Source organism: Vibrio jasicida CAIM 1864 = LMG 25398 (genome assembly GCF_000400365.1).
GTDB classification, from domain to species: Bacteria; Pseudomonadota; Gammaproteobacteria; order Enterobacterales; family Vibrionaceae; genus Vibrio; species Vibrio jasicida.
In genome coordinates, this window is sequence record NZ_BAOG01000137.1 from 1 (window position 1) to 15,613 (window position 15,613).

16 protein-coding genes are annotated in these 15,613 nt (G+C 43.1%); 6 read left to right on the top strand and 10 right to left on the bottom strand.

Annotation, left to right across the window (positions count from 1 at the left end):
* The 3 genes from VJL_RS24455 to ttcA form a co-directional block, all read left to right on the top strand.
* On the top strand, positions 1–826 hold an 826-nt coding region (locus VJL_RS24455), incomplete at its 5' end, for a glucosaminidase domain-containing protein (RefSeq protein ID WP_227741171.1).
* 17 nt (positions 827–843) lie between these two features.
* A complete protein-coding gene (locus VJL_RS24460; RefSeq protein ID WP_038881922.1) occupies positions 844–1,506 on the top strand; it encodes a DUF2987 domain-containing protein in 663 nt (220 codons plus the stop codon).
* A gap of 198 nt (positions 1,507–1,704) precedes the next feature.
* Positions 1,705–2,598: a tRNA 2-thiocytidine(32) synthetase TtcA gene (ttcA, locus tag VJL_RS24465; protein WP_038872920.1), complete on the top strand. Its 894-nt coding sequence runs from the start codon at positions 1,705–1,707 to the stop codon at positions 2,596–2,598.
* Positions 2,599–2,723: 125 nt separating this feature from the next.
* On the opposite strand, the gene uspE is transcribed toward ttcA, so the two are convergent.
* The 10 genes from uspE to ccoN form a co-directional block, all read right to left on the bottom strand.
* Positions 2,724–3,671, bottom strand: coding sequence for a universal stress protein UspE (gene uspE / locus VJL_RS24470; RefSeq protein ID WP_038872922.1), 948 nt, complete (start codon positions 3,669–3,671; stop codon positions 2,724–2,726).
* Between the two features lie 181 nt (positions 3,672–3,852).
* Entirely contained in the window at positions 3,853–4,599 is a 747-nt protein-coding gene (fnr, locus tag VJL_RS24475; RefSeq protein WP_038872924.1) for a fumarate/nitrate reduction transcriptional regulator Fnr, read from the bottom strand.
* Positions 4,600–4,689: 90 nt separating this feature from the next.
* Entirely contained in the window at positions 4,690–5,367 is a 678-nt protein-coding gene (locus tag VJL_RS24480; RefSeq protein WP_038881923.1) for a sulfite exporter TauE/SafE family protein, read from the bottom strand.
* Positions 5,368–5,376: 9 nt separating this feature from the next.
* On the bottom strand, positions 5,377–5,541 hold the full coding sequence (gene ccoS / locus VJL_RS24485) for a cbb3-type cytochrome oxidase assembly protein CcoS (RefSeq protein ID WP_010447939.1): 165 nt from the start codon (positions 5,539–5,541) through the stop codon (positions 5,377–5,379).
* A gap of 15 nt (positions 5,542–5,556) precedes the next feature.
* Entirely contained in the window at positions 5,557–7,920 is a 2,364-nt protein-coding gene (locus VJL_RS24490) for a heavy metal translocating P-type ATPase (RefSeq protein WP_038881925.1), read from the bottom strand.
* Between the two features lie 4 nt (positions 7,921–7,924).
* Complete coding sequence (locus tag VJL_RS24495) at positions 7,925–8,401, bottom strand: FixH family protein (RefSeq protein WP_038881926.1); 477 nt, start codon at positions 8,399–8,401, stop codon at positions 7,925–7,927.
* Positions 8,402–8,490: 89 nt separating this feature from the next.
* Entirely contained in the window at positions 8,491–9,465 is a 975-nt protein-coding gene (ccoP, locus tag VJL_RS24500) for a cytochrome-c oxidase, cbb3-type subunit III (RefSeq protein ID WP_038881927.1), read from the bottom strand.
* Positions 9,465–9,641: a cbb3-type cytochrome oxidase subunit 3 gene (locus VJL_RS24505; protein WP_009706108.1), complete on the bottom strand. Its 177-nt coding sequence runs from the start codon at positions 9,639–9,641 to the stop codon at positions 9,465–9,467. The genes ccoP and VJL_RS24505 overlap by 1 nt, the downstream gene beginning before the upstream one ends.
* Positions 9,642–9,650: 9 nt before the next feature.
* Complete coding sequence (gene ccoO / locus VJL_RS24510) at positions 9,651–10,271, bottom strand: cytochrome-c oxidase, cbb3-type subunit II (RefSeq protein ID WP_038872939.1); 621 nt, start codon at positions 10,269–10,271, stop codon at positions 9,651–9,653.
* Between the two features lie 12 nt (positions 10,272–10,283).
* Entirely contained in the window at positions 10,284–11,711 is a 1,428-nt protein-coding gene (ccoN, locus tag VJL_RS24515; RefSeq protein ID WP_033006505.1) for a cytochrome-c oxidase, cbb3-type subunit I, read from the bottom strand.
* 256 nt (positions 11,712–11,967) lie between these two features.
* Between ccoN and VJL_RS24520 the strand changes: the two genes are divergently transcribed.
* From VJL_RS24520 to VJL_RS24530, 3 genes are all read left to right on the top strand, one after another.
* Positions 11,968–12,324: a hypothetical protein gene (locus tag VJL_RS24520; RefSeq protein WP_038881928.1), complete on the top strand. Its 357-nt coding sequence runs from the start codon at positions 11,968–11,970 to the stop codon at positions 12,322–12,324.
* Positions 12,325–12,437: 113 nt separating this feature from the next.
* A complete protein-coding gene (locus VJL_RS24525; RefSeq protein ID WP_038881929.1) occupies positions 12,438–13,625 on the top strand; it encodes an FIST signal transduction protein in 1,188 nt (395 codons plus the stop codon).
* Positions 13,615–15,345 (top strand): ATP-binding protein, encoded by a 1,731-nt coding sequence (locus tag VJL_RS24530; RefSeq protein ID WP_038872946.1) that lies wholly within the window; start codon positions 13,615–13,617, stop codon positions 15,343–15,345. Before VJL_RS24525 ends, VJL_RS24530 begins: the two co-directional genes overlap by 11 nt.
* Positions 15,346–15,613 lie beyond the last annotated feature (268 nt).

The window sequence follows — 15,613 nt, forward strand, 5'->3', positions numbered from 1 at the left end:
TTTAAAATCAATGAGTTTACGAGTGGCGGCTATCACAATAGCCGCCACTTTTGTTTCTGTAGGACCATATTTGCACTACGACCGCGAATATCGCAATGCGATTGAGTCGCAGGTGGTACACGGCCCGGTAACACACCCAGACTTGTCTAACCTCCCTTATATTGGTGACATTCCTGATTTCAACTCGATTAAGGACACGAAAGATAAGAAGACAGCGTTCTTTGACTTCCTTCGTCCGAAAATTACTTTAGAAAATCAGCGCATAGAAAAAGAGCGTGCCTTCTTAACGGCTTTGAAACTTGGCGAGTTGAGCTCAGAACAAACTTCATATGCTAAACGCTTGGCTGCACTTTACTCTTATCCATTGCAAGACGAGACGGTAACGGAAGCTTGGTTGGATGAAATGCTTAAGCGGGTTAATGTTTTGCCTGAGGCTTTGGTGCTAACACAGGCTGCGAATGAATCTGCGTGGGGTACCTCTCGTTTTGCAACCGAAGCAAACAACTTGTTTGGTCAATGGTGTTATAAGAAGGGCTGCGGAATCGTCCCTGCGAAACGCGGTGCAGGTAAAACGCACGAAGTAGAGAAGTTTGACACTGTACAAGAGTCTGTACATGGCTATTTTATGAATGTGAATCGTAATCGTGCGTATGCTGATTTACGTGATATTCGTGCGAATTTAGCAGGGAAACACAAGGATTTGTTATCTGTGGCGACGGCATCAGAACTTACTCACGGTCTGCTTGCTTATTCTGAACGCGGTATCGCTTATGTGAATGACTTGCGGGCGATGATTCGTCACAATAACGCTTACTGGACACAATAAAAGAAATAACGGATCGGATGAAGAAGTTAAGCCTAAGTTTACTGGGTAGTGCGGTACTGATCTTGGCATCGCCTATCACTCACGCTCAAGAATACATGTTTACGTATTCTAAACTTTACACGCAATTAAAGAACAATATTAAAGACGGCCATGATGACGTTAGAGTCGGTGTTTTCTTTGTTGATTCTGATACAAAACAATTGTGTGAAATCGAAAAAGCATGGATGGAAAAGGAAGAGCATTTTGAGGAGTTTGTGATACCAACTTCGAAAGAGCTACCGCTTCCTATAGATAAAAACCTAAAGTCAGCGAATCCACTTGTCTTTGTACAAACGCCCAAAGATACGCGCTGTGATTACTCTCTTGTAGTCATGACGAAAGAACCGTTACAGGGTAGCGTTACGTACGAAGAATTGAAGCCTTTGATGCCTCAAATGCAAGCCTTACTTGAAGATCTTGGAGGTATGTTTGCGGGTTGGTTTACGCCACAAGTACAAGGTGTAACCATGGAGTTCGCTAACGAACTTAATGATACTATTACGTTCTCTAATGGGGCTCAAAAAGCGATTGTTAATGGGAAGGTGCAAGTCGCAATCAGTGAAATTGGCGAGGGTGGTCATATGACATTACCTCAACCAACGACTCGTGTATTACCTTATCTACCGAATGCAAAAAAATAAGCATAAGAAACCGAAGAAGAGCTGCAATTGCGGCTCTTTTTTTGTTTCTAACGTTCATGACGCTGTTTTTGAGTGCATTTATTGATGAGTCCGTCACACAAACATTTAATCCTGCGCAAAAAGCTCGTATAATCCTCGCCCCATAGAAATCCAAGTTAGGAAGCCCTAGTCGATTTATCGGCGATGTGAGAGCCCGCAATGAACCAAGTAGATACAAGAAAAGAAACCCTAGAATTCAACAAGCTTCAGAAACGTCTTAGAAGACATGTTGGAAATGCCATTACTGATTACAACATGATCGAAGAAGGCGATGTTGTGATGGCATGTATTAGTGGTGGTAAAGATTCATTCGCGATGCTTGATATCCTGTTGAACCTACAAAAGGCAGCGCCTATCAAGTTTGAAGTTGTCGCAGTTAACCTTGACCAGAAACAGCCAGGTTTCCCTGAGCATATTCTTCCAGACTACTTTGAAACGCTGAACATTCCTTACTACATCGTAGACAAGGACACTTACTCAGTGGTTAAAGAGAAAGTGCCAGAAGGCAAAACAACTTGTGGCCTATGTTCACGTCTTCGTCGTGGTACACTTTATTCGTTCGCAGAGAAGATTGGCGCGACTAAATTGGCGCTTGGTCACCACATGGATGACATTGTAGAAACGATGTTCTTGAACATGTTCCATGGCTCGCGTCTAAAAGCGATGCCACCAAAACTTCGTTCAGATGATGGTCGTAACGTAGTTATCCGTCCACTGACTTACTGTCGTGAAAAAGACCTAATCAAATACGCAGAACATAAAGAGTTCCCAATCATTCCTTGTAACTTATGTGGTTCTCAAGAGAACCTTCAACGTCAATCGATTAAAGCGATGTTGATCGATTGGGATAAGAAAACACCTGGTCGCGTAGAAGCTATCTTCAAGTCAATCCAGAACGTAAGTCCAAGCCAGCTTGCTGACCGTGAACTCTTCGACTTTGTAAACCTACCATTAGATCGTGAAGGTAACCGCGAAGAATACGAATTCAGTGAAGCAGTGGTATCTTCGACAAACATCGACGAATCAATGTTTATCGATGTAACCAACATCTAATTCGAAAAGAGGAGGCGAAATGAGCCTCCTTTTTAATTTGCGTGCCTTAAGGCCGTGAACAGAATAAAAAATCCCCCAACAAGTGGGGGATTTTCATTTCTATATCATTTCAAAAACAAGCGCTGTTATGTCGCTGTATTCGGATCGAGCGGGCTGATGTAACCGTTTGGTTTTAATGCCAGTACGTCGCAATTGATTTTATCAATCACATGCTCAGCAGTGTTACCAATAAACACCGCAGAAAGCCCAGTACGACCAGTTGTACCAAGAATCACCATCGCTGCACTTAGTTTTTCTGCTGTTGCTGGGATAATGTCTTCTGGTAAGCCTTGCTCGACGATCGTTTGCTCTTCATCAAGACCATGTTTCTGGCGAAGTGCTTTCATTGCGGTTAAATGATGCCCACGTACAGCGTCTGTATAGGTTGTAGGATCAAATTCCGGCAACTCAATTGTGATGTTGGCTGGCGTAACAGGGTACGCATTAACAAGGTACGGGTCGGCATCAAGTCGGTTACTGATTTCTTTAAGACGCTCTACCATCGAATCATTCAAGTCAATATGTGTTGGATTTTCCGAGCCTACGTGAACAGAAGCGAGTATCTTCGCATGCTCAGGCCAATCAGCGTTCTTAATTAAAAGTACAGGGATAGGGCACTTACGCAACAAATGCCAATCTGTAGGAGTGAAAATGACGGATTCTAGAACGTCGTGCTTACGCGTTCCTTTAATAACGATGTCGTGACCGCCAGCAAAGACTTCAGCGATGATCGCTTCATAGGGGCGATTATGCCAAACAACACAAACATCAAAGTCGAAGCTATCGTCTAAATACGGTTGGGCTATCTTACGCATCCATTGTTCACGTTGGTGGATAACACCGCGACGCATAGCATCTCTTTCATCGACCGACAGCATTGAGGTCATGTCATACGAAAAATCGTAGATTGACAGAAAGAAAGTGATTCGGCTTCTGGATACACTTTTTCGAGCGAGTTGAACCGCTCTTGCAAGTGCTGGCTGCTCATCATTATTGATGTCAGCAACAACAAGGATCTTACTGTATATACTCATATCTAAGCCCACTTATTATTGTAAAACCAAATACTGAATATAAAGTAAATCAGTATATTGGAGTACACAAGGTACATTTTTACTGTAGCTCAGTTTGAAGAAGAATTTGAGGACTTTCGAAGGGATTTTAGAAGAAATATGATGTAGCTCATTTTCGAGCTACATCAATTGATAGGGCAAATTAGTCTTTGCTAACGCCTGCAAGTTCCATCAATGCATCGTGATCTAAGATGGTGATGTACTTACCTTTTACGCTCAGAATTTCAGATTTCTGGAAGCGACCAAGTAAACGGCTAATGGTTTCTACCGTTAGACCAAGATAGTTACCAATGTCACCACGAGTCATGGTTAAACGAAATTCACGAGGACTAAAGCCGCGCTGGGAAAAACGTGTTGATAGGTTGTACAGGAATGCAGCAAGACGTTCTTCTGCATTCTTTTTAGAAAGAAGCAGAATCATTTCTTGGTCGCCTTTAATCTCGTTACTCATCAAACGCATGATTTGTTGGCGAAGCTTAGGCATTTTTCCTGATAGGTCATCAAGGATTTCGTATGGAATCTCACAAACCATAGAAGTTTCCAGCGCTTGAGCAAAACTTGGGTGTTGGTCACCTGTTATTGCGTCAAAACCTACAAGGTCACCAGCTAAGTGAAACGCAGTGATTTGCTCATCGCCTTGCTCTGTAATGGTGTAACTCTTTATCGTGCCAGAGCGGATAGCGTACAGAGATTTTAGCTCATCACCTGCTTTAAAAAGCTCTTGGCCTTTTTGGATTGGCTTTTTACGCTCGATGATTTGATCCAACTGATCCAGCTCAGACTCGTTTAGAGTGAACGGAATACACAGTTGGCTAATGCTACAATCTTGGCAATGAATCGCGCAACCACCTGATTGGATACGCTTTGTTGCAGGTTTTTCAGAAATCATAACAACCTTTCACTATTTGATATACATCAATATTTTATCACCGCTTACTTCTAAAGGGTAGCAAAAAAATTATTGAAAACGACTTTCATACTATATGAAACCGAGCATTCGCATAGCTCCGGCGGCAGTATACACGCCATAAGTTATTAAGATTAACGCTGAGATGTTTCTAAATATTAACGACTTTTGCAACTTCTGAAAGTGGCTCGCTCCGTATCCGATCGCGAGCATCGATGGAAGAGTACCGAGACCAAATGCCAGCATGATCATCCCGCCACTTAATGCGCTTCCTGACACTGCTGACCAAGTGAGAGCCGAGTACACTAAGCCGCACGGTAACCATCCCCAGATAAACCCAAACGGCAGGGCATGTAAAGGGTGTTTGAGTGGGAGTAGGCTCCTACCGGCAGGTGAAATCAATTTCCAAAGGGACTGCCCAAGTTTTTCAATAATCAGCAGGCCTTGCCACCATTTAGCAATATATAAAGCAACCAAAATCATGAATATAGCCGCAATAAAGCGGAGCCACGCTAATGATTGGGTTAATCCACTCAGTTCAGACAAGCCAGAAATAGCCCCACCAACCATTGCTCCAACACAACCGTAGCTAGCGAGGCGTCCAATATTGTAGAAGAGAGGGATAACGGGTGAAGGCTTAGTGTTTTTTGTGCCCATAGAGAGTAGTGACGCGATACCACCACACATCCCCATACAATGACCGGCTCCGACCAAGCCAATCATAAAAGCACCGATAAAATCTGGACTCATAGAGTAACGTTACGGTTTTTTGTTATTTGGTTTTTCATCTTCATCGAGAAGAATGTTGTGGCCTTGTCGCTCTAGATCTTCAAACTGATCACTGCGAACGGCCCATAGGAAAATAGCAACCGCCACACAGACCAAAACAATGGCGATAGGGATTAAAATGTAAAGACTTTCCATGTTAGCTCTCTTACTTCACTTCTCTTTAAGCAGTCGCAATGAGTTGGATACTACAATGATAGAACTCGCAGACATTCCAACAACGGCAACATAAGGTGCGACAAGACCTGCAACTGCCAATGGCAAAATTAGCAGGTTGTAACCTAAAGACCAAGCCAAGTTTTCTCGGATTATCTTTCTTGTACGTATCGCAAGTAATCTTGCTTCTAATAGCTTCTCTAAATTATCGCCTAGAAGGGTCATATCTGCAGAAGCTTTGGCAACATCCGTACCACCACCCATCGCAACGGATAGGTGTGCACCTGCAAGAGTAGGTGCATCGTTAATGCCATCACCGACCATCATAGTGATGTCGTTTTTATCTAGTCCTTGAAGATACGCGAGTTTGTCTTCTGGTTTTGCTGAGGCGATCACATGGTCAATACCCATTTCGTTAGCAACTGGTTGAGCGTTTTGCAAAGAATCACCTGTCAATAGCGTTGTCTTGATACCTGCATCCGCAAAACGCTGGATGAATGCTTTGCTCTCTTTACGAATCGGGTCACGGTAATAGAAGGTCGCAACGTGTTTTTCGTCGACGGAGAGATAGACGGCGTTGCTTTCATCTCGGTTCTCACCAACCACAAAAGTAGCACTGCCGATCTTTACTGTCTTATTGTTCCAATTACCTTGAATGCCAGAACCAATGATGTTTTGAACATTACTTACAGTAACGTCTTCTTGACCAAACCCTGAGAATGCCCGAGCAATAGGATGGTTTGCGTGCGCTTCAAGTGCCGATGCGATCGCAAGTGCTTCACCTTCGTTAAAGCTAGCGAAGGTTTGAGTTTGATTAATTTCGATGTCGCCTTTGGTCAGCGTACCTGTCTTATCTACGACAAGATGATTAATCTTACACAACGTTTCGAAAACATGGCCTTTACGTAGCAAAATACCAAAATCACCCATTCGAGAGGTTGCACAAGTTAGTGCGGTTGGCGTTGCTAAGGATAGGGCGCATGGACAAGTCGCTACCAAAACAGACAGCATAATCCAGAACGCATCATCAGGTTTGGTTTGGTGCCAGTAAAGCCACGTGCCAGCTGAAATGATTAGAATCGCGCCGACAAAATAACGTGCTACTACGTCGGCTATTTCAGCGATTTTAGGCTTAGAATGCTGAGCTTCATCTTGAAGACGAACGATATTAGAAATCATCGAATCTGCTTTTGAATTCGTCACTTCGAGATCGAAAGACTCCTCGCCATTCAATGTACCCGCATAAACGGCATCTCCCGCCTTCTTAACTACATGAACAGACTCTCCGGTCAGCATAGACTCGTCGATATGGATACGACCAGAAATCACTTTGCCATCGGCAGGAATATGTTCGCCAGGAAGAACGCGAATGCGATCGCCGACCTTTAGTGTTTTAACTGGGATTTGTTCACCGTCTAACGTGGTGGCAATCGCAGGGATGAGTTTAAGAAGGTTACCGCTAGCAGCCGCGGCTTTGCGACGAGCACGCATTTCTAAGAATCGACCAACCAACAAGAAAAAAGTAAACATCGAGATGGATTCAAAGAATACTTCACCTTGCTCTGTCACCGTTGCGACTAGACTTGCCACATAAGCAAAGATTAATGCGATGGACACAGGAACGTCCATACCAAGCGTTCGTCCTCTAATACTTCGCCATGCATTGAGGTAAAAGGGAAGCGCAGAATAGAGCAGTACAGGAGTTGCGAAGATTAAGCTTACCCATCGGAAGTAGTTTTTAAACTCCGGCTCTAAATCGCCAAAAACTTCCAGATACAACGCCACTGCTAACATCATTACTTGCATGGTTGCAAGGCCTGCAATGCCTAAGCGATACAGGTATTGCTTCATTGTGTGGTGATATGCGGCTTCTTGTTTATCCGCTTCAAAAGGTGCAGCCTTATAACCGAGTTTGTGAATCACAGAGAGCAATTCGCTAAGACGAACTTGTGTTTTATCCCACGCAAGTAAAGCTCGGTTCGTGGTGGTATTTACACGGATAGACACTAAGCCTTTTACGCCCGAGACTTGCTTTTCGATTAGCCAAGCGCAAGCTGCGCAAGAAACGCCATCCAAGGAAAGCGTGACTTCAGAGGTGTTCTCATTATTACGAACAAACTCCGATTGCACTTCTTCATTATCATAATGAATCAGCGCTTGGAGCTGTTCCGGAACTAAATCTGCTTTTTCAGCTGGTGCAGTGCGGTATTGGTAGTAGGAGACGAGCCCACTCTCGACAATGGTCTGTGCCACAGTTTCACAACCCGGGCAACACATGTCGCGAATTTCACCCAATATTTCTACTTTGAAATCCGTGTTGGCTGGTACATCTTCACCGCAGTGATAACAGGATTTACACATAGACTTACTTCATTAATATTGTTGGTTGTGCAGGGAATTCAACTCGACCTTGAATCATCCATTCTTTGTTGTGTGGTTCAAGTTCAACAAACCAAGGACCTTGAATAGAGTCTTCTTGCGTCAAACGATAGTTGCCTTTCGCATCGGCAGTGAGAAGCTTAGTAAAATCACGGTCTGGCAACGTGCGGTGTGTAAACGTCGCGGTTAGCGCAGGGAAGTGCGGCAGTTCCCCTTTGTTAAAAGAGATAACTACCGTGTTATCATCTGATGAAACGGTAGCGTTAAGGCCAAGGTCTCGAGCGACATTCATTTTACTGATGTCGATGTTGATACCTTTGCCTTTTTTATAGTAATCCTCAGCGACCAAAGATACCGAGTTGTTGGCGAATACGACCACAGTAACGATTGTCCAAATCACCACAGTTAGAGGTAGGATGATCAGGAACCACGGCCAAAATTGTTTATACCAAGGCTTTACCATAAAAAAGTTCTCAACAGCTAAATGAAAAAATGTAAGGCTTTAAATTTAAAGGAAAGACAGCCCCTATGAAAGGGGCTGTTATTGAAATGTTACTTATTGTCAGAGTTGCTTAAACTCCAGACGTATGCCGCGACAAGTTGAACTTTGTCTTCGCCTAGAATGTCCTTCCAAGCTGGCATCACACCAGAGCGACCGTTCATAACTGTTTCTGTTACTGCAGCGCGTGAATCGCCGAATAACCAGTCTTGGTCAGTTAGGTCAGGTGCACCTACAGCAGGGTTACCTTTACCATCTGTGCCGTGACAAGCTGCACACACTACAAAGCGAGCTTTACCAGCTTCCGCTTCACGTGCATTCACTTTACGACCAGATAGGCTTAGCGTGTAGCTTACTACTTCTTGAACACCTTGTTCGCCAAGTGCATCTTTCCACGCAGGCATCTGCCCGATACGGCCTTGCATGATAGTAGTAACAATAGCTGCTGGCTCGCCACCGTATAACCACGCGTCGTCAGTTAGGTTAGGGAAGCCTTTCTGGCCGCGAGCATCAGAACCGTGACATTGCGAACAGTTCTGTAGGAACAAACGTTGACCAACTTTAATCGCTTCAGGATCTTGCGCAATCTCAGGGATAGGGCGTAGACCTTCTGCATTATGAGCAAGTGCACGGAACGCTTCTCCGAAGTAAGCATCTGCATCATCAAGCTCTTTAGCATATTGGTTAAGCTGCTTGTTTTCTTGTGCTCGTGCGATGGCTTCTTTAGATTCTTCCAACGTACGTACGGTTTGATCTGAACTCTGCCAGTTGAGGACGCCTTTAAAGCTACCTAGACCTGGAAATAGAGTTAGATATACAGCTGCAAACACAAACGTGCTCACAAATAAGTATGTCCACCATTTTGGCAGAGGGTTGTTAAGCTCGCGAATACCATCGTACTCGTGGCCCATGTCTTCCCCTTCCTCGACGCCCATTTTATCTTTAGCGCACCAAGTCAAGAGGATCGCACAGCCTACCAGCGTACCGACAGTAATCACGATAATCCAGAGACTCCAGAATGTAGTCATTACTTCTTCACTCCTTGGTTATTTGGGGTCGTTTTTTGTTCTTCGTCTGCAAACACCAAGTTAGCATCTTCTTCGAAACGTGCTTTACGTTTCTTACCAAATGCCCACCATACGATGCCAATGAAACTCGCGAAGAGTACTACGGTATAAATACTATGAATTGTACCGAAATCCATGTAACCCCCTTACTTCATTGCATGACCAAGAGACTGAAGGTAAGCGATGATTGCATCCATCTCTGTTTTACCTTCTACATCTTTAGCCGCATTCGCGATTTGTTCATCCGTGTACGGAACACCGAACTGGTTGCGGAATACTTCTAGTTTCTTCTGCGTCAGTTTGCCGTCTAGTACGTTCTCTTCTAGCCAAGGGAAACCAGGCATGTTTGATTCAGGTACTAGCTCACGAGGATCAATAAGGTGAACACGATGCCACTCATCAGAATAACGTCCGCCTACACGAGCCAAATCTGGACCAGTACGCTTAGAACCCCATAAGAATGGGTGTTCCCAAACACTTTCACCGGCTACAGAGTAGTGACCGTAGCGCTCTGTTTCAGAGCGGAAAGGACGAATCATCTGACTGTGACAAACGTTACAACCTTCACGGATGTAGATATCACGACCTTCCATTTCCAGAGGAGTGTAAGCGCGTAGGTTTTCTACAGGCTCCGTCGTTTGCTTCTGGAAAATTAGAGGAGTGATTTCTACGAGCGCACCCCAACTAATTGCAAAGACGATGAAAATTGCCAACAAACCGACATTACGTTCTAGGATTTCGTGGCGATTATTCGAATTATTACTCATTCTTTAATCTCCTTATGCCGGTTGAGGGATAGCTTTTAGGCTTTCTTTAGGCGCCGTTACTGTTTTGTACGTGTTGTATGCCATTAAGAACATACCGAATAGGAAGATGAAACCACCTAAGAAACGTACGAAGTAGAACGGGTAAGATGCTTCTACAGATTCTACAAAGCTGTAAGTCAGTGTGCCGTCAGAGTTAACTGCACGCCACATTAGGCCTTGCATCACACCAGAAATCCACATTGCTACGATGTAAAGAACTGTACCGATAGTTGCCAACCAGAAGTGAACATTGATTAGACTAACAGAGTACATGCGCTCTTGACCAAATAGACGAGGAACAAGGTGATATACAGAACCAATGGAAACCATAGCAACCCAACCTAGAGCACCGGAGTGAACGTGACCAATGGTCCAGTCGGTGTAGTGCGATAGTGCGTTTACAGTCTTGATAGACATCATTGGACCTTCAAAGGTAGACATACCGTAGAAAGACAACGAAACGATTAGGAAACGTAGGATAGGGTCATAGCGAAGCTTATGCCATGCGCCAGACAGCGTCATGATACCGTTGATCATACCACCCCAAGATGGAGCAAATAGAACCAAAGACATCACCATACCTAGAGACTGAGTCCAGTCAGGTAGTGCTGTGTAATGCAGGTGGTGAGGACCAGCCCAAATGTACAGAGAGATCAGTGCCCAGAAGTGAACAATAGATAAACGGTAAGAGTAAACAGGACGTTCAGCTTGTTTAGGGACGAAGTAGTACATCATACCAAGGAAACCAGCGGTTAGTAGGAAACCTACCGCATTGTGTCCGTACCACCATTGAACCATCGCATCCACGGCACCGGAGTAAATCGAGTAAGATTTACCAAGCGATACTGGGATTGCCATACTGTTCACGATGTGAAGTACTGCTACTGTGAGGATAAAGGCACCGAAGAACCAGTTAGCCACATAGATGTGAGACGTATTACGTTTGACCAATGTTCCAAAGAACACGACCGCGTAAGATACCCATACAATCGCGATTGCAATATCAATAGGCCATTCTAACTCAGCGTACTCCTTACCTGAGGTAAAACCTAAAGGTAGGGTGATTGCTGCGGCTAGGATAATTGCTTGCCATCCCCAAAAGGTGAAGGCAACGAGTGGGCCACCAAAAAGACGTGTTTGACAGGTGCGCTGAACAACATAATAAGATGTTGCGAACAGAGCACTGGTACCAAACGCAAAAATTACCGCATTAGTATGCAGTGGACGTAAACGACTGTACGTCAACCACGGCGTATCAAAGTTTAGCTGTGGCCAAACTAATTGAGCGGCAATCAAAACACCAACAGCCATACCAACTATGCCCCATAAAATGGTCACAAGGGTAAATTGGCGAACGACTGTATAGTTGTAGTTTTGTTCAAGCTGCTTTACTTGGCTCATTTGCATGCTTCCAATTTCTAATTAACTACACTTTACTTCCAACACGACTTGCGTCGTAACACCACCCAAGTAAACTCTAGAATTTAAGTGTTATCATCACTTTATTTCCATTGCTGACTTTAATAAAAAGTGGCATTTTCAGCGAGTCACTATACTTGAATTAACAATTCAATGACAGAGTAGTAACCTTACTAGGCCTCTGGAAATCATTTTTTATTTAAAAAGTTTGAAGTTTGTAACAAGGATATTAGGAATTATGGCTGCACAAAAGTTAACAAAGGCAAGACTTGCACAAATCTTAATCATGCTCAGTCTTTTAATTGGTGCATTTTTCTGGAGAACCTTTACTTATGAGACGAGTAGCGTTGTGGATTGTTCACAAAAACAACGATGTGATGTAACAATCGGAACAGAAAAAATCACGATAAACAAGGGTTCTGATGGCTTTTCGATCGAAAGCACAGAAAATGGCAGTATAAAAATTGATCTAAATCAATCTGGTGAGTTTATAGATCTGTCGGATAAATATCGCCAGAGCAATTGGAGTGATATTTCTGAGACTCGAGTAATTAATTTCAAAATAAGCGAAAACATTGTCCAAGTTCATTTATAAATCAGATCTGACGCGAGATAATGACGCTTCTTTATACAATTATTACTTTATTGTCTAGCGCTATATTGTCGTAATGGTATAACGGTTAAAGATCACACAATAATTAAACTCGTATGCAGTGCCAATCATTATTTACTCATATTACAGACGAATATTTAGCGATTAAGAAATTTCGCACGGAACTCTTTGAAGAGAACCTCTCTCACCTCATCTGCTATTACACAGAGGAGTATGACTTCCGTGCTATTCAATCAGCGTTTCGAGAGCTGTTTCCTAAACAGTCTCTCCACGGTGCGAGCTCGTGTCAGGCAATTATGACCAACCAAGGTTACCATCGTGGACCAGCCATCGCCGTTCTGGCTATCTATGATTCGGGACCACATTCCTATGGTACTGGAATTTCGAAATGTGGTGATTCTGTCGATACTTATGTGGATGAAGCGCTGAACATGGCCTTATCTCATGCTAACCGGCTCGGCGAGGTACCCAACCTTATTCTTTTACATGCCACGCCAGGGAATGAAGAGGCTGTAATTGAAGCGATCGATCAGCGGTTTGGTACTTTGGTTCCCATTATTGGCGGCTCTTCTGCCGACAATAACATAGAAGGGAACTGGTCTATTATAACCACGCAAGGAAGTGAAAAAGCTGGCATTAGCTTAACACTATTTTATTCATCTCAACCTGTCGATATTGCGTTTAGTGCAGGGCATTCCCCAACGGATGTTACGGGAACTGCAACGAAAACCCATAACCGATGTTTATTAGAAATTGACGGTGAGCCAGCACTAGATGTTTATCGAAGATGGACAAACCACCAAAATAATCAACCAGATAACGAACAATTTCTGTTTACTAATGCCAGTGCTTACCCGTTAGGTCGTGTTGCCGGGTACTTATATGAAAGGCCTTATTACAAGCTGTCCCATCCCATTCGCGAGACCTCACACGGTGGCATCGAGTTGTTCACAACTATCGAAGAAGGCGAGCAATTAACGCTAATGAAAGGGAGTAGGGAGCATCTAATTGCAAGAGCTGCAAGGGTTGTGAATGCCGCTTTTAATCAAAAATTAGAAGAGTCTCGAAAAATAGGTGTGATCAATATCTTTTGTGCTGGTCCTATGTTGCACTTAAAGCAAGATATAAACAGTGTTTGCGAACAAATTAACCAAGAATTAGAACACCTGCCTTTTATTTGCCCATTCACATTTGGTGAGCAAGGAAGATTCATTGGTGGTGAAAATGGACATGGAAACTTGATGATATCATCAGCGATTTTCCATAAACCTTATGAAAAATAAATATTTAGAGATATATCAACAAGAAGCGTTGCAAGAAGCGTTAGTCGAACTTAAAGAAGCAAGGCAACGAGAAAAACTTTTGGCAGATGAAAATAAAGCCATTCTATCTGCTATCTCTGCAATGAGTGAGGCTCGAAATCGACACGAAATATTTTCCGGCCTTAACAACGTACTTAAAAAGTACATCAATTTTGATGACTTCATCGTGATCACTCGAGACCATACTAGAGACGCATTTAAAACCTTAATCTCAACAAATAGTGTGTTCGATAACTTAGATTGGTTACAGGGTAGCGTTTCCGAGCGAGCTTTAAACGGTGAGTGTATTTTACTGTTTGAGCCGCTAAGGTTACGTGAGTTTGAAAACCTTAACAGCTTCATACAAAGCCATGTTAATTCAGTTGTCTTAACTGGGATTAGAACCGAGGTAACCCAAAATATCATCTTATTGATCGGTGCTCAAAAAGGGCATTTTAGCATCGAGAACAAAGAGACATTAAGACGCTTTAGCCCCTTAATTGAACGCGCTGTTATAGATATTGAAACCAAAGAGAAGTTACAACGTATCGTTGACGTGCGTACATCTCAACTCGCCAGAGCAAGAGAAGAAGCGGAAAAGGCAAACCAATCGAAATCTGAATTTCTTGCCATGATGAGTCATGAGATTCGAACGCCGTTAAACTCGGTATTGGGAATGTTAGATATACTGCGCCAATCCATGCTTACCGATGACCAGTCCGAAGTCCTTGATCAAATGGAATGCTCGGCAGAACTCCTATTAGCGATCATCAGTGACATCCTTGATTTATCTAAGATAGAGTCAGGCAGCTTTCAATTAAATGAACAGTGGGTTGATTTGAGTGACGCTGTAACATTTGTTATTTCCCAACAAAAACAAGTAGCGACCAGTAAAAATTTGAACTTTAATTTAAGCTTCGGATTAGAAAAAAGTAAACAATATTGGATAGATTCCACCAGGCTTTCTCAGGTGTTGTTCAACCTGATCGGGAATGCCATAAAGTTCACTGACTTTGGTGAAGTTAATGTTACGGTCGAAGAACAAAATAACGAACTTAAAGTTTCAGTTATGGATTCCGGTATAGGTATTCCAAAGGCAAAATTGAATCACTTATTTACTGCATTTCATCAAGGTGATGGATCAATCACGCGTCGTTTTGGTGGTACAGGTTTGGGGCTTGCAATTACCAAACATTTAGTGGAAATGATGCGTGGTTCGATTTCCGTGAGCAGTAAAGAAAATGTCGGGTCTCATTTCTCTATAAGGATTCCAGTTCTCACACGTAATAACCAAGAGCGCCCAGTAAAGATTGAAGCGAACAGACCATCGAAGGCCCTGAATATACTTATTGTCGAAGATACCGAATCAAACCAGTTGGTGATCAAACTGATTCTAAATAAGTTGGGACATAATGTTTGTATAGCAAACAACGGATCTGAGGCCATCAAATTCTTGGAGCAAAATAGCCAAGAACTCGACATGGTACTCATGGATGTTTCAATGCCGGTAATGGATGGCATAACAGCGACAAGACTTATCAGAAAAAAAAGGATTTCAATTCCCATCATTGCTCTGACAGCCCATGCGTTGGAGAGTGATAAGAGAATGTGTTTGAAGGCCGGAATGGATGGCTTCATTTCAAAGCCAGTTCGCAGGCAAGATATTTATGAAGTGATTCAGTCACTAGTAGAAACTGCATAGCTCCTTAATATAGATCTTAACAATCGCAAGATTATTAAGATCTATATTAAGTATTTTATGGTAAATCACCATTATGTTTAATGAACCTAACAACCGATGTCTGAATTTGAAATCTGAGAGGGATAGGAGACCAATGTAGAGAAGATTTGGCGTACGTCTATACTGCATTTAACATAATATACATAATGCGCACTAAGGTGCGGTAGGTTTAAGGTTGTGAGCAATATAGATAACGACAGCTAAAACCCAACAGCCAACAAACAATAAA